This window comes from uncultured Kordia sp. (assembly GCF_947489565.1).
Classification (GTDB): Bacteria; Bacteroidota; Bacteroidia; order Flavobacteriales; family Flavobacteriaceae; genus Kordia.
This window is the reverse complement of record NZ_CANLEA010000003.1, coordinates 30,844-52,834: the sequence shown is the minus strand read 5'-3', so window position 1 is coordinate 52,834 and position 21,991 is coordinate 30,844. Positions and strand designations below refer to the sequence as shown.

The window sequence follows — 21,991 nt, the reverse complement described above, 5'->3', positions numbered from 1 at the left end:
TTTATAAGAGTTATGTTTTAAAGGTAGATTAAAAACCTCCACCAAAAGTTTGGTTGTCACATAAAAAATCTCCACCGCAAGTTTGTTGTGTAACACAATCTTGTTGTGTTGGGAAACATGCAGGACCACAACTAAATGCTTGCGTAAAGCAGTCAGGTACTGTTGCACATCCATTTGTTGGCGGTGGTGGTGGAACAGAAGTGCAGGTGTTTTGAACACAAGTCTGAGTACATTCAATATCCGAATTACAGCCTGGTCCGACACCAGAACCTCCCATAATTCTTTCTCTTTGTACTAATGAAGCAACATTAGATTTGGTCAACGTAAGTTTTCCTAAGTTTAAATTCTTTTTTTTCATTACGTAAAGTTTTAAGTTTCATGAAAAATACTAAAAATCAATACGGTATAAATATGGTAAGTCTATAATAATGATAAGGTTTTTTGGTTCCTATTTGCCTCCAATTGTTTAAAAACTAAATGATTGAAAAAGGAATCTCAAAAAACAAAGCATGTCTAAAAGCAAAACGAGACTAATTAATAATGGTCTTAATCAGCTTGTCATTTTTGTAGATATACTGTTCTAGAATCTTTCCTTTTTCATCGTAGATTGTGTATTCACCATGAAAAAGTCCATGTTTATAATAATATTCTTCTTTAAGTGCGCCACTTTCGTAATACTCTTTCCAAGGTCCTTCTTGTAATCCTTTATCGCGATATATTCCTTCGATTTCAACAGCTCCAGATTCGTAATACGTAGTGCTTTTTCCAAACTTTAAACCGTTTTTGTAGTTGTTGACTATTTTTTTATTTCCATTCGGATAATAATAAATATTTTCTCCATCGATGATTTTTCCATCCTTATAAGTTGTTTTGTAATGGAGCGCTCCACCGCTGTGAAACTCTTTACAAATACCATTTTTTACACTTTTTGAATACTTGTCTATACGAAGCACTTCGCCATCTGTGTGAAATTGATATTGTACATCTTCTAACGCTCCGTTTTTATAATTAGAAGCTACTTTAAAAACATTTTCATCATTAAACGTCACCCACAATCCTTCTCGTTTTCCATTTTTTAAAATGCCGTAACTTTCTTCTAAAATTTGATCTTTATATTGCGAATCGTATTTTCTCTCTACGTTAACTTCGGATAATTTAATTCTTTGTCTTTTACCATTATTATAAATAAATGACTTGTGTTTTCCATTGCGTTTATATTTGAAAAATAAGCCTTCTCTTTCTCCATTTTGAAGCGTTCCTATTTCCTTGACACGATTTTTATTGTCTAATTTTATGTAGAAGTCACTTTGTGCGATAGACATATTCGTGCACACAAATAAAATAGCGAGTGTGAAAAAAACTTTTTGAATCATGTATTGTGGTAAATTTTTAAAAAGTAAATATATAAAAATGTAGGCTAAGAAAGTTTTAATGAAAACTTAAAACGTACTTGTTCTTAAGGATTCATGTTTACAAGTACATTCTGTGAAATTATAACCTTTAAAACATTCTGTTCAGTGTTTTACGTTTTATTTCATTTTAGTAAATATAATTTTGTCTGATCTGCTATCATATATATGCTTTGTTGCTTTTAAAGAAATTGTATCTCCACTTAATTCTCCCCACATTGAATTATAAATATCAAATGAAATTAGTACACTTTTATTGAGTTTGGAACTATCAAAATCTGTAACTTCAAGCAACTCATCCGAATATTGGAAGTCATAAAACACCAAGTTGTCAATACCATTTTGATCAGGACCTTTGTTAACAGCTTTCGATAAGAAATAAGTAAAAGAGGTTTTAGTGGAATCAGTCGATATTTTATGTGCTTTTCCATGATAATATACATCAGATTCTATAATAGTTAGATATTGCTCTCCCGCATCATCTGGATGTGTCAATCGGTATTCAATTCTTTCTATATTTGAACATGAGGCAAGTAGTATAATCGAACAAATTAAATATTTTATCATAGCCTTCTGAATATATGAATTGCGCTTGTTTTTATTTTGATTTTACAAGGTAACAATTAATTATAGTCATAGTTACTGACTCATCATGTATTCGTATTTAGTTGCCTTCCAGTGCAAAACTAATTTTCCAATTGATTCCAAATTGATCCATACAAATTCCATAATACGAACCCCAAAATTGCTCCGCCATAGGAAGTTTGATGGTTCCTTCTTTTGAAAGTGTATTAAATATGCGATCTGCTTCTTCCTGACTTTCTGTACTGACAATTAATGAGAAAAATGCAGCCGCATTCTGTCCTTTTTTGTTACGATCAATCACATCAGCTCCCATTAAAAAAGTTTCATCGCTAATAGGTAAGGTGGCATGCATAATATGCTCATCTTTACAATCTAAAAAATGCTGTCTTGCCGCTTCAGGAACATCTTTATAGCGTTCCATATGTGTGATTTCTTTTTGAAAAACATCTTGATAAAATTTAAATGCTTTTTCACAATTCCCATTAAAATATAAATACGTGTTTACTATTGCCATGATACGATTCTTTTACAATGTCTTGTTTTAATGATGGATGATTTCTAAATGCATTATAAATATATACATAATTGTAGTTCGGTTGGTTTATGATAAAAGAGGCAATACTTTATCAAGTTGTTTTTTAAATTTTAATTGTAAGTCTTCATTGCTTTTGAAGATTGTTCTAAAATGACCTAAGTTTTTGAGCTTATCTTTAAAATTTTGGAGACTTTCAAAATCATTCTTCTTTATGTCTTCCATGCTTACAGGCGCATCTTTAAAATAGGTATAGACAAATGGTTTTCCAGTTACTTGAAATTGACCAAAAGCAGTTTCAAACTCTTCTAAGGTAAATTGACCAACTTTTGTGAAAAATAGACTTATAAAAATATCGGAGTTCTGAACTACATAATTGTATTCATTTTGCAAGCGTGTTTGTGACATGGCATCAATAAAATCTTCCCAGATTTCTAATTTTAAAAATGTCCCTTTTTCTATCAACCTTTTATTTTCACGATTGATAAAGATTTCAAATTGCTCTCTTTCAGGTTTGAGTTCGTAAGAAGAGGCTAAAAATATCTTGATAATTTTTAAATTTCCAGTACGTTCTGCCATGGTAGTATATCCGTTTAAAATGGTGGTGATAGGAAGTTGCTCTTTGAGTTTGGTATGATATTTTGGTTGATTGGCATCTTCGAGAATAGTCAATTCTTCATAATCTAACCAGTAGTTTTTATACAATACTTCTTCCGTGATGTGCATTTTAGGAAATGGCTTGTGCAATTTTCGAAAGGCTTCTCTAATGGAGTACAAATAACTTCTTCCTTCATTTGCATTTCCTCTGATTTCAATATGAATAAAGTTTTTACGAAAGGCTTGGTATACTTTTGCTTGACAGTTCCCATTAGAAATATACACACCACTACGCCAAAGTTTGTCCTCTTGAATGTCTTGATGCATTTCTACAATAAATTGAGTCATAAAGGCATCAGGGGAAAAATCGTCATAGTTGTATCTAAAATGAATAGATGCATCGTTTTTCCATTCCATAAACTCTGGTTCAATATCGTCAAAAAGATCAGGTATAAAATAGATGTCACGCTGTTCTTTAGCTGGATAACATAAGTTGAATTTATTCATCAATTCCAAAAGGTAAGCATGTCTTTCGGTTGGAAATCGATCTTTCGGAAGTATGCGTTCCAAGTCGTTGATATGTAATTGTCCTTTGGCTTCATCTTTTACCTTTGAATCATTGATAATAGAATACACACCATCCATGATCCATTGCGGGTTGATTACATTGGTGTCTATCAAACGAGGATCGTCTACAAAACTCACTACCGCGCCGATCATACTTAATAGCTTTAAGTTACTTTTACGTTCTTCTTCAGGAAGGTTTTTAATAAAGTCAAGTTTTTCATATTCACTATACGTAATAAAATCTTCACCTTTGGCTTCTAGTTTTTCCAATTCGTTTTTGACCATAAACCAATCAGGAGGACGTTGTTCAAAAACACTTGGCATGATATCTTTGTTGCTTACAACATCTTTAATTCGTTTTTTTAAAAGATTCAATGTGTCTTTTGCTTTTACTCCGTCTTTACAATCCATAATGCAGGTTCTTACAAAACCGATAATATTAGGGTAATCACGTTCTAAACTGAGTCTGTCTATATCTTGAGCATCCAAATCTATTTTGTTAATTACGACCAAAACAGGAGCTTTATTCGCTAATTGATTTACTAGTTTTAACCAAGGATTAATGTCTTTACGTTCTCTACGGGCAAGAGTAACCAACACATACAAAGTACGTTCTGAAAAGAAGAATTGATGTGTGCTGCGCATAAATTCCTGTCCGCCTAAATCCCAAATATTTAATTGAATATTTTTATCAGGATGTGGAACCGTCAGTTGACTGCGTTCAATACCATGTGTGGTATTTATTTCACGTTTGATTTCTCCTTCTTTCAGAAATTCTATCAAATGAGTTTTTCCATAATTGCTTTCTCCTATAAAAATTACTTTGGCTTCGTGTATGGGTTGTAAAGTGCCAGCCTTCTGAGCTTCTTGCCATTTTAGGATTTCTTGGATTTGTTCTTTAGGAGGAAGTTTGTATACTTCAGAGCCTACTTTAAATAGATTTTCATTTAAAGCTATTTCGGCTAAGTTGTTTAATTTGCCAATAGCTTCAGGAAGCTTTGAAATTTGATTTCTATACAGATAGAATGTTTTTAAGTTTGTTATATTACCAATAGACTCAGGAAGCTTTGAAATTTGATTATTTTGTAATTCAAGTTTTTTTAGATGAGTCAATTTTCCAATAGATGTATGAAGTGTTTCAATCTTATTGTCATCTAAATCTAGGCTTTCTAAATTAATTAGCTTTCCAATAGCTTCAGGTATTTTTGTAATTTGATTGCCTCCTAAATAAAGATGAGTTAAATTAGTTAACTTTCCGATAGTTTCAGGTATTTCAGTAATTTGATTACTCCCTAAATAAAGTTCAGTTAAGTAGATAAGTTTTCCAATAGTTTTAGGTATTTCAGTAATTTGATTACTTCCTAAATAAAGTTCAGTTAGGTAGATAAGTTTTCCAATAGTTTCAGGTATTTCAATAATTCGATTATTCTCTAAATAAAGATGATTTAAATTCTTTAGCTTTCCAATAGTTTCAGGTATTTCAGTAATTTGATTATTCTCTAAATAAAGATGATTTAAACTCTTTAGCTTTCCAATAGCCTCAGGAATTTCAGTAATTCGATTATAGTTTAAGTTCAGTTCTTCTAATTTAGTTAATTCAAAAAGTTGCTTTGGTAGCGTAGGGAGATTTAGATTGCTTAGATTCAGTGATCTGCGACTGTATCTTTTAGCATTCAGAATAAGTCGTAATGCAAAATTGTAATTTTCTTTCATTAATAAAATACAGTAGTTAGTGGTTAGGTTCTCTGTAAAAACAATAGCTTGTGTGTTTTTTTAGCAGGGAATTTAGTTTTTTTTAATTGTTTTAAATCTATAAGAAACTCATCCAAAATCAAAGAAAATGAAAGAAAATTTTTAATACAAAATAGTATTACATGTACAAACTTGTAGTTTTTTAAACCTTAAAAACATACTAAACCCAAGAAAATAGTACTTCTTAATGCTTTTAAAATCATATGTACACGTTTTTAAAACTACATAAGGTTTTATGCAAAAGTACCGCAGGAAATAAACAAAACCTAAGGAGGTTTTTACCAAAAGTACAGCAGCTTTTTAGCATTTACAACGCTGCAAAAATCAAAAAACGCATAAAAAAACCTCGAAAGTTTCCTTCCGAGGTTTTCTATTTCTATGTGAATTATATCTACTGAGCGTCTGCTACAGGTGGATATTCTTTCATAATTTCTTGTACAAATTCTTGAATTCGTGCTTCTTTCTTTTCAATATTACCACGACGTCCTAATAAGTTTCCAGCACCGCGTCCTTGCCATACCAATTCTTTTTGCTTGGTATCAATCAAGTCAATGTATAAAACACCTTCAACGCGTGAGGTTACCCATGCAGAGTTTCCTCTCCACATCCAAGGGTTCCAGCCCCAGCCGCCCCAGCCAAAGCCACCGAAACCAAAACCGAAGTTGTTGTTTACGTTGATGCGCTTGTTAGCTTTTGTCATGATGTTTACTAAAAGATCTGGATTGTCAGATTTTACAAAACCTCTGGCAAGCATTTCTTTTTCAATAGAACGTAGAATTCTTTTCTTGTCTAAATCAGAAATCTCAGCTTTGTCAATTCCAGTTTTATAAAACGCAAAGGTTTTATACGATTTAAAATCAGCTTCTTGGTCGTAATCGGCAACCACTCTAACCGAAATACAAGAAGTAACGAATAGTAGTGCAACTACCGGCAATAGTAATTTTAATGTTTTCATATCACTGCTTTTTTTTGGGTTACTATATTATTTAAAAATAAATATTCTAGTCTAATAAAGCATCATCTACAAGGTTTGGAAGTGTCACTTTTAAATTTGGTTCGACTTCCATAGCGCGTTTTATAGCGAAAATTGCTTCGTCATTTCGTGCCCAACTTCTTCTGGCAATTCCATTATTTACATCCCAAAATAGCATGGAATGTAGACGTTTTGATGCTTCCTTACTACCATCAAGAACCATGCCGAAGCCTCCATTAATTACTTCGCCCCAACCAACGCCTCCACCATTGTGGATTGAAACCCAAGTAGCACCTCTAAAACTATCACCAATCACATTGTGAATGGCCATATCTGCCGTGAATTTTGAACCATCATAGATATTAGAAGTCTCTCTATACGGCGAATCTGTTCCAGAAACATCGTGATGATCACGTCCTAAAATTACAGGTCCAATATCGCCTCTTTCAATGGCTTCGTTAAATGCTTGTGCAATTTTCATACGACCTTCCGCATCTGCATATAAAATACGTGCTTGCGAGCCAACGACCAATTTATTTTCCTGAGCGCCTTTGATCCAACGAATATTATCTGCCATTTGCTGCTGAATTTCTGTTGGAGAAACCTTCATGATTTCTTCTAAGACTTCACAGGCAATTTGATCGGTTTTTGCTAAATCTTCTGGCTTTCCTGAAGCACAAACCCAACGGAATGGTCCAAAACCATAATCGAAACACATGGGGCCCATAATGTCTTGTACATAACTTGGATATTTGAAATCGATGTCGTTTTCTGCCATGATATCTGCACCAGCACGAGAAGCTTCTAGTAAGAACGCATTTCCATAATCGAAAAAGTAAGTTCCTTTTTCGGTGTGTTTATTTACGGCTGCTGCATGTCTGCGGAGTGTTTCTTGTATTTTTTCTTTAAAAAGTGCTGGATTGTTTGCCATCATATCATTTGACGCTTCATACGAAAGTCCCATTGGATAATATCCTCCAGCCCACGGATTGTGCAACGAAGTTTGATCGCTTCCTAAATCTACATACACATCTTCTTCGTCAAACTTTTCCCAAACATCTACAATATTTCCTTGATAGGCGATGGAAACAACTTCTTTATTCGCTTTCGCAGAATTTACTCTGCTTACCAATGTATCTAAATCGTATACTACTTCATCAACCCAACCTTGTGAATGGCGTGTTTCGGTTGCTTTCGGATTTACTTCTGCACAGACAGTGATACAACCTGCAATATTTCCTGCTTTTGGTTGCGCACCACTCATTCCGCCTAATCCGGCAGTAAGGAATAGTTTTCCTTCCAAGCCTTCGCCATTCTTTGAAATTTTTCGTCCACCATTCAATACGGTAATCGTGGTTCCATGTACAATTCCTTGCGGACCAATATACATATAACTTCCCGCGGTCATTTGTCCGTATTGTGTAACTCCGAGTGCGTTGAATTTTTCCCAATCATCAGGTTGTGAATAGTTAGGAATCATCATTCCGTTAGTCACTACAACTCTTGGCGCATCTTTGTGCGATGGAAATAATCCTAATGGATGTCCAGAATACATCACCAACGTTTGTTCGTCATTCATTTCTGCCAAATACTGCATTGCCAATAAATATTGTGCCCAGTTTTGGAAAACGCCACCGTTTCCTCCATAAGTAATTAATTCGTGCGGATGCTGTGCAACTGCATAGTCCAAATTATTCTGAATCATCAACATAATTGCTTTCGCTTGCGTTGATTTTCCTGGATATTCGTCTATCGGACGTGCATACATTTTATAATCGGGACGAAAACGATACATATAGATTCTTCCATAGGTTTCGAGTTCGCTTTTAAACTCAGGTAGTAAAACTTCGTGATGCTTTTTATCAAAATAGCGCAATGCATTTCGCAATGCTAACTTCTTTTCTTCTGGAGATAATATTTCTTTACGCTTTGGCGCGTGATTGATTGTTGGATCGTACGGTTTTGGATTTGGTAATTCGTTTGGAATTCCTTGTAAAATATGTTCTTTTACTGTCATTTTAATTTATTTATGTAGTTATTCTGTATGCTAAAAACGTTGACTGTTTAAAGAACATACTAGGGATAGCGAATATCTACACGATGAAAATGTGCAGTAGCTTTTTTATATTTCATAAAGATGGAATCCATGAAATGTTATTTTCTTTTTTTATTAAATCCGTAAGGGCAATGTCTGCAACCACTTTCGCAACAGTAGCCTCTTTTTAGGTGAAACTGTTCAGTAAACACCTTGTAACCTTCGGGCGAAAGATAAAAATCGCCTTCTTCAATGGGAATTAATTTCTTCATTTTGACAAAGGTACTTAAATTGGCGTACATTTGGAATGACTAATATCCATTATGATGTGAAATCATCGTAATAAAATACCCTTTTCACCTTTCTTCTTTATTTTAAAAAGAAACCGTAGCTTTGGCTATGCTTGATTTTTTAAATTCGAATAAAGAAAAAAATCATCATTTTCTTTACAGTAATTTCATATCACAATGGATATAAGCGTATGGTTTTTATATCAAAATATATAGTGCCGAGAGGTTTTCGAGGAATTACCTTATATCCTTTTATTTTTTTGCGATATGCAGAAGATAAACGCAATGCTATTTTGATACATCATGAACGAATTCATCTGCGACAACAACTCGAATTACTGATTCTGCCTTTTTATGTTTTATATGTGCTAGAATGGTTGATTAAACTTTGCTATTATCGCAATCGAAATAAAGCCTATCTCAATTTAAGTTTTGAACGAGAAGCGTATCAAAATGAAGCAGATTTTACGTATTTAAAAAAACGCAGACTTTTTCAGTTTTTACGGTATATGTAGAAAGTGTAATTGGTTTTATTAATTAGCAAATTTAACATCTGTTATTATTTTATTTTTGTGCTTTTTTAATAATCGTAATAAAAGTCGATCACCACTACCAATAGAATCAATTCCAACTCTTATGATTAGCATGGAACTATCTTTTTGCTCAATAAACTCAGCAGCTTTATAAGAATTATTATTGAGCATGCTTTTCTCGTTTAAGTAATAGCCTTTTTTTTGTTTAGAAATAACAGCAATTCCTTTGTGTGCTTTATTATTATGTTTTGTATTATCTGTTAAAAATTCTATTCTTGAACTGTCTAATCTTTGTATGATTACTGCATAGTTTATTGAATCTTTTCTTCCTAGAAATTTATAGGCTTTTCCTATCTTAGGATATTTAGGATAATAAGCTTTGAATGTTTTTTGAAACCCTTTTTTCTTCTGTACATACTCTTTATACTTCCCTACTTCATTCTCGTCAATATAAATGCTGTCAATATGAGCTTCTCCTTTTTCATTTATATAAAACCCAGTCTTATTCCAGCGATCAATTGCACTCGCTAATTTTTTATAAGAATCTTTTTTGCCTATTACAGAGTCATTTTCAAACCATCTTAGAAACTCTTGGTAGATTAAATCGTGAATTTGCTCTTTGGTCATTTCTTTTTCCAACTGTACAATTATTGTTTTTACTTCTGGTTCATATTCATCACTAGGAACTCCAGTAGCAAGAAGGTTTATTGGATCATGTCGATTTATAATCGTCCTGAGTTCTGTGAATTTTTTACCATAATGATGTTTTATAGAATCTAGATTGAGGCTAAACAATGAATCATCTACAGCTTTTTGCTTCGTTATTTCTTTTTTAGTGTCCGTTATACAACTCACTAAAAGAACTATAGAAATCAAAATAGTCAGTATGTTTTTTATTTGTCTCATATTGTTTTTTGTAATTCTTTTAATAGAGATTGCTTTTGCTCATTAGTCAATTCATTGTTATTTCCATCCAAAGCGTATTGAATTTGATGATTGTCAGATTTGCACCATTTAATCAATCTACAAACGCCACTGTTTGTAATTATTATATTTTTATTTTAAAAATTTGGAGGGAAAGACAGAATTCTGAATGAAAGTGATCCCAATCCATGTTGCTACAAGACTTTAAAAGAAGATAGCTAATAACTTGAAATTATTGAATAATAATCTTATCTGTTGAAGCTCCTTTGTCAGAAATTAGTTTTATCAAATAAAAACCTTTTGGCATTGAAGATACATCAATTGTAGCCTTCGGTTTAAATTCTTTGACTATTTCTCCAGAAATGTTATACATCAAAATCTTTTTCAAATTCGCATTCCCAATATTCAGTATGCCGCTTGTAGGATTTGGATATACAATAGTATCAATTTTCTTGAATTCTGGATTGCTGAGTAATGGGCCTTCAATAAGAACAGTTTCTGTAAATGTTGATTCTGTATTACCAGGGTCGTAAACAGCAGTTACATGTGCCAAAAATGGAGTGTTAGTATCATTTACTAAAAAGTCTATTCCGCAATTAGAACCTTGTGGTAAATTGTAAAGAGAATTTTCAGTTTGAAATCGATACAATTCATTTCCTCTATATATATTATACCCAATTAGCGCATCATGAGGCAACGCAGGTGCATCCCATGCAAGCGTAAAATAATTATTTGGAGTTTGATATGTATGATTCCAAGTTAAATTTGTAATTGGATTTGTTTGCCCGAAAGATGTAAACGTAAAAGTCAATAGAATTGTAAAAATAAGGATGTTGTTTTTCATGATTTTACTTTTTTTATCGGTCGTACTGTTGTGCGATTTTTAATGAATACTAAGAAATTTCTCTGATCACTTACTTTTATTTTAGTAAACTTATTGCTAAAGCTATAGGAATATTACTCAAAATCAAAATCGTTTTGAGATTTTTATGTTTATGCTGCACACGGAAAAAAGATACATTCCCAAATTAAATTCAGAAAGGTGGCGTTGACTCATTCAAAAGATGCGCTAACTCATTGCTCCTTTTATAAACTTTTATAAATGATGAGTTTTGTTTTGATCATTTGAAAACAAGACTGTCATGAAAAAACTGTACTATTATTTCTTTTTACTACTGATAAGTTCGCAAGCAATTGCACAGAATCCACCAAAAGTTATGGTGGAAGATGAAGACGATTTAAAACTAACCGACTTAAAGGTGAATGTTGAAATTGTTGGAAACTTAGCAGTAACAACGTATGACATGAAGTTTTACAATGGATTGGATAGAACGCTTGAAGGCGAATTGGTATTTCCTTTGGGAGAAGGACAAACAGTTTCAGGTTTTGCTATGGACGTTAATGGGAAAATGCGCGATGCGGTGATTGTTGAAAGTGAATTGGGAAGAGTTGCTTATGAAACCACGATACGACGAAAAATTGATCCTGCATTGTTAGAAAAGACAGAAGGGAATAATTACCGAGCTCGTATATATCCTATATTTTCTAAAAAGCACAAACATATTATTTTACAATTTGAACAAGAGTTACGAACTATAAATGGGAAACAAAGTTATGAATTGCCACTTGGAATTTCTGAAAAGTTAGACGCGTTTTCAATAACGATGAATGTTTTTACGAAACAGTTGCCTAAAGTTGTAAAAACAAACTATGATGATTTCTTCTTCGAAAAAGACGGAGATACATTTGTAGCAACAACCACTAAGAAAAATCATGCGCCTAAAACTCCTGTTGTGATTCAAATTTCAAACAAGACAAATCAAGAACATTTGGCAACATACAACGGATATTTTCATTTTCACAAAGTATTGCAACCAAAAACACGTTTAAAAAAGAAGCCAAAAAAGATAACAATTCTTTGGGATGCGTCGTATTCCATGCGCTTTAAAGATGTGGCAAACGAAGTAAAATTAATAACGTCGTATTTGGAGTATGTGCAAAATGTAACGGTGAATTTTATCACATTCAACAATCAAATTCAAACGCAAAAAGAATTTATAGTAAAAGCAGGAAATACAAATGATTTAATTGCAGAAATACGGAATGTACAGTATGACGGAGGTACAAAACTAAATGTGTTTGAAGACCTAAAAATCAAAGCTGACGAAATACTATTGTTTTCAGACGGATTGGGAAATATGGGAGACTTAGCTTTGAAGCGAAAAATTCCAGTGTATGCCATCAACTCATTAGTGTCTGCAAATCATCAAAGTCTCATTGATCTTACTACAAAATCTGGTGGAAATTATTTGAACTTAGTTCGAATTGAATATACAAAGGCAGCACAACTATTAAAAAGAGAAACCTATCAATTTTTAGGAATGACACAGAATGAACAGGTTCGTGAAATATATCCGAAACATCGTGTCAATGTATACCAAGATTTTTCAATCAGTGGTCAATTTTCAAACGATACTGATATTGAACTCTTATTTGGTTATGGAGGGCAAGTAACACAAAAAGTTCCTGTAAGTATTGAAGCTTCTGAAGGAACTACAGCTGTAAAACGCTTATGGGCAAAACAAAAATTAAAGCATTTGTATCAAAACGAATTAGAAAATAAAAACGAAATTATTGCATTGGCAACCCGATATAGTTTGATTACGGATTATACATCTATGATTATTTTAGATCGTATCGAAGATTATGTACACTTCAAAATTAAACCGCCAAAAGAACTATTAGCGGAATATAAAGAGTATGTAGCAACCATGTCATCTGATGAAGAGTTTTTGGATGAAGAATTGGCTGAAAGAAAAAAAGAATTACAAGAAGCATACGAAGATTTGATGGATTGGTATCAGGAAGAAAAGGTTGCAGATGTACAAAATACAGCTATAGAAACAGCAACTCCCGTAACGACGCAAACACAAGCAACTGTACAAAATCAAACCGTAACACCAACGGAAGATACAACGCAAAGACAAACTGAACCTGTAGCACAAACGGAGGAAATTACGGAACATCAAACAACAAACGCAATACAGACTTCTGAAATGTCTACAGCTAATATGAATGGTTCGGGTGCATTATTTACAGTTTCAGGACTCGTTACAGATGATACAGGAATGCCACTTCCGGGCGCTAATGTAATAGTAAAAGGGACAAGTAGAGGAACCACAACTGATTTTGATGGGAACTTTAGTCTGCAAGCAAAAAAAGGGCAGCATCTCGTAATTTCTTATGTAGGTTACACTACAAACGAAGTGCAAGTCAATTCATCAACTGTAAAATCAAAATTGAAATTTGGTGAAGCGTTGGAAGCAGTAACGGTAGTCGGCTATGGCGGTTATGTGTCTAGTGCTAAAGTTGCTTCTGCGGTTTCTACAGTGCATTCATCTGTGCTTAGAGGTAGTGCATCAGGTGTTGTTATTTCAGGAGGTGTACATCAAAATTGGGAAACTATTGAAATGTTTCTTCAAAGTCAAAATTCGCTCAGTGAAAACAATCGTCCTATATATATAATTGATGGAGAAATATCGAATCTTCACATGCTTAAAAAGTTAAAGGAAGAGGAAATACAACAATTAGGTATATTAAAAAATGAAGAAGCAATTGCCATATATGGACAGGAAGGTCGTGGAGGCATTGTGTATGTAATTACGAAGCAAGGACTCAAGGATAATTTGGAAGCCATAGATGCATTTGCTGAAAAAATGAATTCCAGTATACAATTAAAATCGTGGAATTCAGATATGCCATATATAAAAGAACTAGAGAAAGAAACAACCCTTTCAAACGCATACAAAAAGTATATAGAAATTCGAGATACGTATGCAAATACACCTTCTTTTTATTTAGATATTGCCGACTTTTTCTACAAGAGAAATGCTCCTGATATTGCATTGACTGTGACTACCAATTTACTAGAAATGGAACTTAATAATTATGAATTGTTAAAAGCGGCAGGCTATAGATTTGAAGAGTTGCAACAATATGAATTGGCGGTATTGGTATATGAAAAAGTGCTAGCATTGCGACCAGAAGAACCACAATCGTATCGTGATTTGGCATTGGCGTATGAATATGTGGGTGAGATTCAAAAAAGCTATGACTTGTTATGGAAATTGTACGATGGCGAATTATTACATAAAGATGCAGATGGTAGATTTACAGGTATCGAACATGTAGCATATGTAGAATTGACTCGTTTGGTAAATACGTATAAGAAACAACTAAAAATAAAGAAAGAAAAGCGAGAAACGTTTAAAGAAATGCCTGTAGATGTACGTATTGTGATCGATTGGAATCATAACGATACAGATATTGATTTGTGGGTTTTTGACCCGAAAGGAGAGAAGGCTTCGTATAAAAATCAGCTTACAAAAATTGGCGGAAGAATGTCTGAAGATTTAACGGAAGGCTATGGACCCGAAGAATTTATGCTGAAAAATGCCGTAAAAGGTGAGTATAAAATAGTTGTAGATCATTATGCAGATAATATGCAAAAAGTATCTGGACCAACTATTTTGAAAGTAGCATTGTATACAAATTACGGAAAGGAAAACGAAGAGAAAAAGACCACTATTGTTCGCTTAGAAAAAGCTAAAGGAGACTTAGAAGTCGGAAGTCTGTTTTTTGAGTAGTTTATTGTAAGCATTTGTTTTATCTGTAAGTTTAGAGCATTTCCTTTACATTTTGTCTTCCAATAATTGCCATTATTTCAACAACATGACTATTTATTTTGTAGTAAATACTATCAGAGTCACAAATACAACGTCTATATCCTTTCTTAATGAAATCTACTGATTCAAACGAATATGGACGTTGCGCAATGATATCAAAATATTGAAAAAATGACTCAAAATATTTGTCAGCTTGTACCATTCCAAATTTTTTGACTCCATACTGATGAATACGGATCAAGTCGTCTTTTGCATTGTTGCTTAGTCTGTATTCACTCATTAAGTAGTGATTTGGATTGTGCTAAAATATCTTCCTTGCTATTATTTGTAAATCCGCTATTTTCAGCTTTTTCTAATTTAGCTCTAATCCAATCGATTTCTATTTGCTGATTCCTTGCTTGTCTAATTAAATCATTAACAAGTTCACTTTTACTTGAATATTCCTGACTTTCAACTTGTGCTTTTAACCATTCATCATTTGGTTGAGTAAATGAAATACTTTGTCGTGCCATATAATTTACGTTTGATGCTAATTTACACCAAAAATGAATCGCGCGCAAATTCTTCTTAAAACAGTTTTTGAGTGTTTCTTATTCTTCTTTTTGAATTTGCAGAATAAGTTTTAGCAAATGCGGAATGATGAGTTCTTTGTTTTTCCATGCAATTTCATGTCCTTTTTCGGGAATAGAAATGATTTCAATATTCTGAAAATGTTCTTTGCTAAAATATATGTTTTCATACGGAACAATATCATCAATATCTCCATGAAAATGCAATACAGGAATGGCAATGTGTTTCCAGTCGCTTACAATGGAGGCAAGTTCTTGGGCATGTATTACTTTTTCATCGCCTGCAACGCGATATCCCGTTGGAACGAGCCAGCGTGTGAGTTTCCATTGTGTGAATCGAGATGCCCAAATATCTTTTTCATTGTTTGGATCGATGGCAGGAGAAATCATGACAATGGCTTCTATTTGATCATTTAAAAAACCAATTCTTGCCGCTAGTGGACCGCCATAAGACGCACCAACTACAATCACATTATTCCATTTCTTTTGATGGATAAGTGCACTCATTAATTGAGCTTGAGTTTGGATAGAAGTCATTTCGTCGCCAAAATTGGAGTAGCCATAACCAGGTCTGTCAATAGCATGCATATTGGCAACTTCTCTAAGCGAACTGTCAGCCAAATATCCTTCCCAAGCAGATAATGAACTAGGAGAACCGTGAAAAAAAACGAGATTGATGTTTTTTTCAGCAGATGTAACAGATTGTACGCGAATATTTACATCAAGACTGTCTACTTTAAAATACGAAATCTCAGTCGCAATGTTCAACTCATTAAATGTTTGCTTTATTTCAGTATCAGATTTACGCCATTGTAAAACCGTACATGAAGTACTGCTCAAACAAATGAGTACGACGCTTACTAGTAGAAAGTAATTTTTCATGAGTGAATTTACTAAATAAAGTAGATTAGACGTAATAAATTGTGAAACATAAATACTATGGTTCTGAAAGTGGTGATTTTTAATGAGAAAATGTGACAATTTGAACAGATAGCATGCCTCTTATGATACGTCATTGCGCGGAAGTATGACAAAGCAATCTGTGACTTTAAATAACAGACATGTTTTACGTAAAACAGATCACCACGTCACTAATATTCCTCATGATGACGAATCAAATATAACACCATTAATTTTTACTAAAATCAATTGAAAAACATGCATGTATTCGTGACAAATCATTTTGCTTTTTGATGAATGTTTTCTTCAGAGCATCAGAAGGATTCTATTTTTTGCAGTATTTTTGTGACCTGAATGGAATTTTTAACCAAAAATATACCGATACAAGAAGTCAAACTCGATTTTGAAACAGATGTGCAATTGTTCATAAAACGTGAAGATTTGATTCATCCGTTTGTATCTGGGAATAAATTTAGGAAACTCACCTACAATCTGGCGGAAGCCAAAGCACAGCAACAAAATACCTTATTGACTTTTGGAGGTGCATATTCCAATCATATTGCAGCAGTGGCGGCAGCAGGAAAACTCCAAGGATTTAAAACCATCGGAATTATTAGAGGAGAAGAATTGGTTCATAAAATAGAGAGCAACCCAACCTTACAATTTGCTATAAAAAACGGCATGCATTTAAAGTTTATCACACGAAATGCCTACCGTGAAAAAACATCTGAAGCATTCGCTACACAATTAACAGAGGAGTTTGGACGTTTTTATAGTATTCCTGAAGGCGGAACCAATGAATTGGCCGTAAAAGGTTGTGCAGAAATCATCACAGAAAAAGAAAAAGATTTTGATGTCATTTGTTGTGCCGTTGGAACTGGAGGAACGATTGCAGGATTGAGTCACGGAGCATTTTTGCATCAACAAATACTAGGTTTTCCAGCGTTGAAAGGAGATTTTTTACGGAAAGAAATTGCACAGTATACCCACAAAAATAATTGGCAATTGATCAGCGATTATCATTTTGGCGGTTACGGGAAAGTATCGGATACATTGATCACATTTATCAATCAGTTCAAACAACAAACAAAAATTCCACTAGATCCAATTTATACAGGGAAAATGCTGTTTGGAATTATAGATTTGATCAAAAATGGGCATTTTGCCAAACAAAACCGTATTTTAGCAATTCATTCTGGTGGATTGCAAGGAATTGAAGGAATGAACCAGAAACTACAAAAAAAAGGACAACAAACGATCATATAAGCGCATGAAGAAACATATCATCTATACACTTTTAGGTTTATTGATATTCACTAGCTGTGGAACACAAAATCGTGTCACGAAAACAAAAAAACGTACAAAGAAAACAACAAAAGTTGTCAAAACGACAACGCCTAAAGAAGAGCCTGTACGCACCACAGAAACGACTCCAGACATTGTTGTAAAAGTTCCAGAAGCCACTTCGAAAAAAAGTATTACAGAAGTATATATTGAAACGTATATCGATGTCGCAAAACGAGAAATGGAACTACATGGAATTCCTGCAAGTATTACCTTGGCACAAGGAATTTTAGAATCAGGATCAGGAAAAGGTAAATTGACGATGCGCTCTAACAATCACTTTGGAATCAAGTGTCATAAAGGTTGGAAAGGACAACGCGTTTATCATGACGATGATGAAGACCAAGAATGTTTCCGAAAATACGCAAATCCAGCATATTCATTTACAGATCATTCCTTATTCTTAACAGGAAGATCGCGTTATGCATCACTATTCAAGTTGCCAAAAGACGATTATAAAGGTTGGGCAAAAGGCTTGAAAAAAGCAGGTTATGCAACGGATCCTAAATACCCGAGAAAATTAATCAAATTGATTGAACGTTATAAGTTGTATCAATATGATGCTGAGGTTTTAGGAAAGAAACCAGAAGACGCTAAAAAAGTAACTACACACAACGATCGTTATACGGTTTCTAAAGGAGATACATTATACAGTATTGCTAGAAAACATAAAATAACGGTTGCGAAATTAAAATCTTTAAACGGACTTGAAAGCAATGAGATTTTTATTGGACAAGTACTGTTTGTAAAACCACTTCCTAAAGATTTTTAAAAATGTTCAGGCAACTGAAGAATTTATTTTTTTCGACAAAAGAATACCAACCTCAATTTCATGAGAAAACAGTTGATTCTCAAAATGATTCTTTGGGTATAGAATACCCTATTTTGTATGTAGATCAGGATTTTTCATATGAGTTTAGCGTGTTTCATGAAGATGAAGAACTTGTTTTACAGTCAATAAGCAGTCATTGGGGCTGGGATTTTGAAATAAGTAAAAAAGTAGATACAAGTACTGAAATCATTACAGATAGTAATGGTATTCAATATTCAGTAAATCACAGTATATATAGTGAAAAATTTAAACAGGGATGTTCGTATGCTGATGAAATTATAGGTTGTATAGAACTCCCTCGATTAAAGAAAGAAATCATACGAAGTTTACGAAAATATATAGAAGAACGTTTTCCAGAGAAGGAAGAAAGTATAAAAACGTTGATAAACATAATAAGAAATGTAAATACATTTGAAGAATTAATTATTTCTTTAGATGTTAATCTTTATAAATTATAAAAAAATAGAATGGAATATAAACGTAGTAGCGCACTCTTTGCAGAAGCACAGAAAGTGATTCCTGGTGGTGTAAATTCACCAGTTCGAGCGTTTAAAGCTGTTGGCGGAACACCAATTTTTGTGAAAGAAGCCAAAGGTGCTTATATCATTGATGAAGATGATAAGCAATATATAGAATATATTAATTCGTGGGGACCGATGATTTTAGGTCATACACACAAGCCTGTGATTGATGCTGTCGTAGATAAAGCCAAGAAAGGAACTTCTTTTGGAATGCCTACTGCGATTGAGACGCAAATAGCAGAACTCGCCGTTTCCATGGTGCCTAATATTGATATGATTCGTTTTGTAAACAGTGGAACAGAAGCTTGTATGAGCGCAGTTCGTTTGGCAAGAGGATATACTGGAAAAGACAAAATGATCAAATTTGCAGGTTGTTATCACGGACATAGCGATGCATTTTTAATTCAGGCAGGAAGTGGAGCTGTTACTTTTGGAAGTCCAAACAGTCCTGGAGTCACGCAAGGAACTGCAAAAGATACGTTGCTAGCACGTTACAATGATTTGGAAAATGTAAAAGAAATTATTCAGCAAAACGAAGGAGAAATTGCATGTATCATTTTAGAACCTGTAGCAGGAAATATGGGATGCATTCCTCCAGTAGCAGGATTTTTGGAAGGATTACGCGCTTTGTGTGACGAACATGGTATTTTATTAGTTTTTGATGAAGTCATGACGGGATTCCGATTGGCAAAAGGAGGCGTTCAAGAATTGTTTGGAGTCAAAGCAGATATTGTTTGTTTTGGAAAAGTAATTGGAGGCGGATTGCCTGTTGGAGCTTTTGCATCGCGAAAAGAAATTATGAGTCATTTGGCACCTCTTGGGCCTGTATATCAAGCAGGAACATTAAGTGGAAATCCACTCGCAATGGCAGCAGGATTGGCGATGTTGGAAGAGTTGAATCAAAAAGATGAGGTTTTTACCAGCCTACAAAAAAAGACAGCATATTTACACGAAGGCATTGAAAAAGTATTGACGGCAGCAGGAGTTACACATCAAATCAACAGGATTGGTTCTATGATTTCGGTACATTTTTGCGAAGCGCCAGTCACTGATTTTGCTTCTTCTGCAAAAGGAAACAACGATTCATTCAAGAAATTTTTCCACGGATTGTTAGATAGAGGAATCTATATTGCGCCATCGGCGTTTGAAACTTGGTTTTTGTCAGATGCATTATCTTATGAAGACTTAGACAAAACCATTCAAGCGATTGAAGAAGTAGCGAAAGAGTTGTAAAAACATACGAGAGTTATTTAAAGTGCTTTTCGGTATTATAAATTTACTACTTGAAGTGACAATCGTTTTTTATGTGATAATACATCAATTTGGTGATTTAAAAATGAGCAATACTATCATGATTCGTCATTGCGAACGCAGTGAAGCAATCTTATATTTCAAAGAACGCATGTGTGTTTTACAATAAACAGATTACCACGTCGCTAACGCTTCCTCGTAAGGACGAATCATAATTAATATGAAATAAAGCTTTAATTAAAATCACTTGCTCTTGTCATAGAAATTGAAGTAACATTTGATAAAAAAGGACATAAAAAAACTCGGCAAATTGCCGAGTTTTATATTTTTATAAAAGTAGAGTGTTCCTTATTGTGCGCCTCTTCCTTTGGCTAATTTCTTCTTACGTTCTTTATCTTTCACAAAACGAGCTTTGAATTTTTGTTGTTGCTCTGGATGTAATAAAGCACTAATGTCTCTTCTTGCTTTATCTAATGCAGCAGCATTCTCAACACGATTATTTTTTTCGTATGCTAAGTAAACAGCATATACTTGCTTTATCTGTGCATCAGAAAGTTCAACTGATTTTGCTAATTCTAGGGTTTTTGTTTTTGCCTTAGTTTCAGGAGTTTCCTGAGCTGTTGCAGTTTGCATTCCTAGAAACAATACACATACAAACGTGAATAGTGTAATATATTTTTTCATAACTTGTTGGTTGGTTTTAGCTAAATAATACCTCAATAATACTAAAATTGTACAGAAATAACAAAAAAGAGAAGCCTTTTAACTTCTCTTTTCTGAAACACTACTCTTGTCTTTTGCGCTTTCCTTTTCGTTTTTTCTTACCTTTTCCTTTACGTGCCTGCATTTTCTCCCATCGTGTATACTGTTCGTCAGAGAGAATCTCTTTCATATTTTTCTTATAGGCAATCTTTGCATCTAAACGCTCATTCATCATTTTGTAACGTTCTTCTTTTGAAGGTTTTTCTCCTTTTTCTTTCTTCGCCTTATGCGCTTCCATTTTCGCTTTGCGTTCTGTAGCAACTTTTGTTTGTAAAGCTAAAACTTGTGCTTGTTGTTTGTCTGATAAATCTAATGCTAGTGTGAGTTTCTTTGTATGTAAGGTGGCAAGTTCTTTGGGACTCAAATTCTGCATAAATTCTTTGCTCATTTCCCTTTTTCCTTTTTTGTCTGAACGTTCAGATCCTTCTTGTGCAACTACATTTAGGGAGAATAGTATTGCCAATGCATAAATGATGTTTTTCATGTGTTCTGTTCTTTTAAATATTTGCTTCTAGGACTTTTGCTTTTGCGAAAGGTTTAATAGTATTTTTATTTTGGGAATTGTTTAACAGTCTTTAGTGTGTTGTTAACGATTCATCTTGAATGAATTGCTTTTCTTTGAAAGTGTAGATATTATTTTTATGAGATACATTACTTATGTCTTTTTTTATGCGAAAGAACTGTTGATTTTGACTTCATTTTTGACCGTTAGTTATGTATTGTGTAATCTCTTTTCTTTGCCGTTAGCACCTTTAATTATTACGATGAAAATTGTATTGCCTGTTGTGTTTTTCATCATGAAGAAAATGAACAATCAAAGTACCTTGTATTTTTTGTATAATTTAGGAATGAGCGATGGTGTTATTGTAGGTTTGTTACTTCTTTTATCTACGATAGATATTTTAGTACTTCAATTTATACTTTCATAAG

Annotated in this window: 22 protein-coding genes; 7 read left to right on the top strand and 15 right to left on the bottom strand. The window is 33.6% G+C overall.

All coding sequences use genetic code 11. The features are described from left to right. Positions 1-28 precede the first annotated feature (28 nt). From Q0845_RS04980 to Q0845_RS04945, 8 genes are all read right to left on the bottom strand, one after another. Entirely contained in the window at positions 29-358 is a 330-nt protein-coding gene (locus Q0845_RS04980; protein WP_298510081.1) for a hypothetical protein, read from the bottom strand. Positions 359-530: 172 nt separating this feature from the next. Next, entirely contained in the window at positions 531-1,373 is an 843-nt protein-coding gene (locus tag Q0845_RS04975; protein ID WP_298510078.1) for a toxin-antitoxin system YwqK family antitoxin, read from the bottom strand. Positions 1,374-1,529: 156 nt separating this feature from the next. Beyond that, positions 1,530-1,976 (bottom strand): hypothetical protein, encoded by a 447-nt coding sequence (locus Q0845_RS04970; protein WP_298510075.1) that lies wholly within the window; start codon positions 1,974-1,976, stop codon positions 1,530-1,532. A 97-nt stretch (positions 1,977-2,073) separates the two neighbouring features. Further along, on the bottom strand, positions 2,074-2,508 hold the full coding sequence (locus tag Q0845_RS04965) for a VOC family protein (protein WP_298510072.1): 435 nt from the start codon (positions 2,506-2,508) through the stop codon (positions 2,074-2,076). Between the two features lie 87 nt (positions 2,509-2,595). After that, on the bottom strand, positions 2,596-5,403 hold the full coding sequence (locus tag Q0845_RS04960) for a COR domain-containing protein (protein ID WP_298510069.1): 2,808 nt from the start codon (positions 5,401-5,403) through the stop codon (positions 2,596-2,598). A 430-nt stretch (positions 5,404-5,833) separates the two neighbouring features. Further along, positions 5,834-6,397 carry a DUF4136 domain-containing protein gene (locus Q0845_RS04955; protein ID WP_298510066.1) on the bottom strand — a complete coding sequence of 188 codons (564 nt, stop codon included), beginning with the start codon at positions 6,395-6,397 and terminating at the stop codon, positions 5,834-5,836. Between the two features lie 46 nt (positions 6,398-6,443). After that, on the bottom strand, positions 6,444-8,432 hold the full coding sequence (locus tag Q0845_RS04950; RefSeq protein ID WP_298510063.1) for a urocanate hydratase: 1,989 nt from the start codon (positions 8,430-8,432) through the stop codon (positions 6,444-6,446). Positions 8,433-8,569: 137 nt separating this feature from the next. After that, positions 8,570-8,722: a DUF5522 domain-containing protein gene (locus tag Q0845_RS04945; protein WP_162200418.1), complete on the bottom strand. Its 153-nt coding sequence runs from the start codon at positions 8,720-8,722 to the stop codon at positions 8,570-8,572. 209 nt (positions 8,723-8,931) lie between these two features. On the opposite strand from Q0845_RS04945, the gene Q0845_RS04940 reads away from it, so the two are divergent. After that, the gene (locus Q0845_RS04940) at positions 8,932-9,255 is read left to right on the top strand and encodes a hypothetical protein (RefSeq protein ID WP_298510055.1); all 324 of its coding nucleotides are present in this window, start codon (positions 8,932-8,934) and stop codon (positions 9,253-9,255) included. 18 nt (positions 9,256-9,273) lie between these two features. Here Q0845_RS04940 and Q0845_RS04935 read toward each other — a convergent pair whose 3' ends face one another. Both Q0845_RS04935 and Q0845_RS04930 read right to left on the bottom strand, forming a co-directional pair. Then, positions 9,274-10,179: a hypothetical protein gene (locus Q0845_RS04935; protein ID WP_298510052.1), complete on the bottom strand. Its 906-nt coding sequence runs from the start codon at positions 10,177-10,179 to the stop codon at positions 9,274-9,276. A gap of 250 nt (positions 10,180-10,429) precedes the next feature. Continuing rightward, entirely contained in the window at positions 10,430-11,041 is a 612-nt protein-coding gene (locus tag Q0845_RS04930; protein WP_298510049.1) for a T9SS type A sorting domain-containing protein, read from the bottom strand. A gap of 298 nt (positions 11,042-11,339) precedes the next feature. On the opposite strand from Q0845_RS04930, the gene Q0845_RS04925 reads away from it, so the two are divergent. Continuing rightward, entirely contained in the window at positions 11,340-14,843 is a 3,504-nt protein-coding gene (locus Q0845_RS04925; protein ID WP_298510046.1) for a VIT domain-containing protein, read from the top strand. Positions 14,844-14,874: 31 nt separating this feature from the next. Here the strand turns inward: Q0845_RS04925 and Q0845_RS04920 are convergent, their stop codons facing one another. The 3 genes from Q0845_RS04920 to Q0845_RS04910 all read right to left on the bottom strand — a co-directional run bounded on the left by Q0845_RS04920 (position 14,875) and on the right by Q0845_RS04910 (position 16,333). Further along, complete coding sequence (locus Q0845_RS04920) at positions 14,875-15,162, bottom strand: type II toxin-antitoxin system RelE/ParE family toxin (protein WP_298510043.1); 288 nt, start codon at positions 15,160-15,162, stop codon at positions 14,875-14,877. After that, entirely contained in the window at positions 15,155-15,394 is a 240-nt protein-coding gene (locus Q0845_RS04915; protein ID WP_298510040.1) for a type II toxin-antitoxin system ParD family antitoxin, read from the bottom strand. The genes Q0845_RS04920 and Q0845_RS04915 overlap by 8 nt, the downstream gene beginning before the upstream one ends. A 78-nt stretch (positions 15,395-15,472) precedes the next feature. Further along, on the bottom strand, positions 15,473-16,333 hold the full coding sequence (locus Q0845_RS04910) for an alpha/beta hydrolase (RefSeq protein ID WP_298510037.1): 861 nt from the start codon (positions 16,331-16,333) through the stop codon (positions 15,473-15,475). A gap of 372 nt (positions 16,334-16,705) precedes the next feature. On the opposite strand from Q0845_RS04910, the gene Q0845_RS04905 reads away from it, so the two are divergent. The 4 genes from Q0845_RS04905 to hemL all read left to right on the top strand — a co-directional run bounded on the left by Q0845_RS04905 (position 16,706) and on the right by hemL (position 20,281). Beyond that, positions 16,706-17,617 (top strand): 1-aminocyclopropane-1-carboxylate deaminase/D-cysteine desulfhydrase, encoded by a 912-nt coding sequence (locus tag Q0845_RS04905; protein WP_298510035.1) that lies wholly within the window; start codon positions 16,706-16,708, stop codon positions 17,615-17,617. Between the two features lie 4 nt (positions 17,618-17,621). After that, positions 17,622-18,467 carry a glucosaminidase domain-containing protein gene (locus Q0845_RS04900; RefSeq protein WP_298510032.1) on the top strand — a complete coding sequence of 282 codons (846 nt, stop codon included), beginning with the start codon at positions 17,622-17,624 and terminating at the stop codon, positions 18,465-18,467. Positions 18,468-18,559: 92 nt separating this feature from the next. Beyond that, the gene (locus tag Q0845_RS04895) at positions 18,560-18,985 is read left to right on the top strand and encodes a hypothetical protein (protein WP_298510031.1); all 426 of its coding nucleotides are present in this window, start codon (positions 18,560-18,562) and stop codon (positions 18,983-18,985) included. Positions 18,986-18,994: 9 nt separating this feature from the next. Next, on the top strand, positions 18,995-20,281 hold the full coding sequence (hemL, locus tag Q0845_RS04890) for a glutamate-1-semialdehyde 2,1-aminomutase (protein ID WP_298510028.1): 1,287 nt from the start codon (positions 18,995-18,997) through the stop codon (positions 20,279-20,281). 366 nt (positions 20,282-20,647) lie between these two features. Here hemL and Q0845_RS04885 read toward each other — a convergent pair whose 3' ends face one another. Together Q0845_RS04885 and Q0845_RS04880 are read right to left on the bottom strand one after the other, a co-directional pair. Then, complete coding sequence (locus tag Q0845_RS04885; protein ID WP_298510025.1) at positions 20,648-20,983, bottom strand: hypothetical protein; 336 nt, start codon at positions 20,981-20,983, stop codon at positions 20,648-20,650. 100 nt (positions 20,984-21,083) lie between these two features. Next, on the bottom strand, positions 21,084-21,545 hold the full coding sequence (locus tag Q0845_RS04880) for a hypothetical protein (RefSeq protein ID WP_298510022.1): 462 nt from the start codon (positions 21,543-21,545) through the stop codon (positions 21,084-21,086). 157 nt (positions 21,546-21,702) lie between these two features. Here Q0845_RS04880 and Q0845_RS04875 point away from each other — a divergent pair, with 157 nt between their 5' ends. Then, positions 21,703-21,990 (top strand): hypothetical protein, encoded by a 288-nt coding sequence (locus Q0845_RS04875; protein WP_298510020.1) that lies wholly within the window; start codon positions 21,703-21,705, stop codon positions 21,988-21,990. Position 21,991: the final 1 nt, after the last annotated feature.

What these genes read in the sequence shown, in the direction of transcription:
- Q0845_RS04980 (WP_298510081.1), bottom strand. Translation starts at nt 358, where the DNA reads ATGAAAAAAAAGAATTTAAACTTAGGAAAACTTACGTTGACCAAATCT.
- Q0845_RS04975 (WP_298510078.1), bottom strand. Translation starts at nt 1,373, where the DNA reads ATGATTCAAAAAGTTTTTTTCACACTCGCTATTTTATTTGTGTGCACG.
- Q0845_RS04970 (WP_298510075.1), bottom strand. Translation starts at nt 1,976, where the DNA reads ATGATAAAATATTTAATTTGTTCGATTATACTACTTGCCTCATGTTCA.
- Q0845_RS04965 (WP_298510072.1), bottom strand. Translation starts at nt 2,508, where the DNA reads ATGGCAATAGTAAACACGTATTTATATTTTAATGGGAATTGTGAAAAA.
- Q0845_RS04960 (WP_298510069.1), bottom strand. Translation starts at nt 5,403, where the DNA reads ATGAAAGAAAATTACAATTTTGCATTACGACTTATTCTGAATGCTAAA.
- Q0845_RS04955 (WP_298510066.1), bottom strand. Translation starts at nt 6,397, where the DNA reads ATGAAAACATTAAAATTACTATTGCCGGTAGTTGCACTACTATTCGTT.
- Q0845_RS04950 (WP_298510063.1), bottom strand. Translation starts at nt 8,432, where the DNA reads ATGACAGTAAAAGAACATATTTTACAAGGAATTCCAAACGAATTACCA.
- Q0845_RS04945 (WP_162200418.1), bottom strand. Translation starts at nt 8,722, where the DNA reads ATGAAGAAATTAATTCCCATTGAAGAAGGCGATTTTTATCTTTCGCCC.
- Q0845_RS04940 (WP_298510055.1), top strand. Translation starts at nt 8,932, where the DNA reads ATGGTTTTTATATCAAAATATATAGTGCCGAGAGGTTTTCGAGGAATT.
- Q0845_RS04935 (WP_298510052.1), bottom strand. Translation starts at nt 10,179, where the DNA reads ATGAGACAAATAAAAAACATACTGACTATTTTGATTTCTATAGTTCTT.
- Q0845_RS04930 (WP_298510049.1), bottom strand. Translation starts at nt 11,041, where the DNA reads ATGAAAAACAACATCCTTATTTTTACAATTCTATTGACTTTTACGTTT.
- Q0845_RS04925 (WP_298510046.1), top strand. Translation starts at nt 11,340, where the DNA reads ATGAAAAAACTGTACTATTATTTCTTTTTACTACTGATAAGTTCGCAA.
- Q0845_RS04920 (WP_298510043.1), bottom strand. Translation starts at nt 15,162, where the DNA reads ATGAGTGAATACAGACTAAGCAACAATGCAAAAGACGACTTGATCCGT.
- Q0845_RS04915 (WP_298510040.1), bottom strand. Translation starts at nt 15,394, where the DNA reads ATGGCACGACAAAGTATTTCATTTACTCAACCAAATGATGAATGGTTA.
- Q0845_RS04910 (WP_298510037.1), bottom strand. Translation starts at nt 16,333, where the DNA reads ATGAAAAATTACTTTCTACTAGTAAGCGTCGTACTCATTTGTTTGAGC.
- Q0845_RS04905 (WP_298510035.1), top strand. Translation starts at nt 16,706, where the DNA reads ATGGAATTTTTAACCAAAAATATACCGATACAAGAAGTCAAACTCGAT.
- Q0845_RS04900 (WP_298510032.1), top strand. Translation starts at nt 17,622, where the DNA reads ATGAAGAAACATATCATCTATACACTTTTAGGTTTATTGATATTCACT.
- hemL (WP_298510028.1), top strand. Translation starts at nt 18,995, where the DNA reads ATGGAATATAAACGTAGTAGCGCACTCTTTGCAGAAGCACAGAAAGTG.
- Q0845_RS04885 (WP_298510025.1), bottom strand. Translation starts at nt 20,983, where the DNA reads ATGAAAAAATATATTACACTATTCACGTTTGTATGTGTATTGTTTCTA.
- Q0845_RS04880 (WP_298510022.1), bottom strand. Translation starts at nt 21,545, where the DNA reads ATGAAAAACATCATTTATGCATTGGCAATACTATTCTCCCTAAATGTA.
- Q0845_RS04875 (WP_298510020.1), top strand. Translation starts at nt 21,703, where the DNA reads ATGAGATACATTACTTATGTCTTTTTTTATGCGAAAGAACTGTTGATT.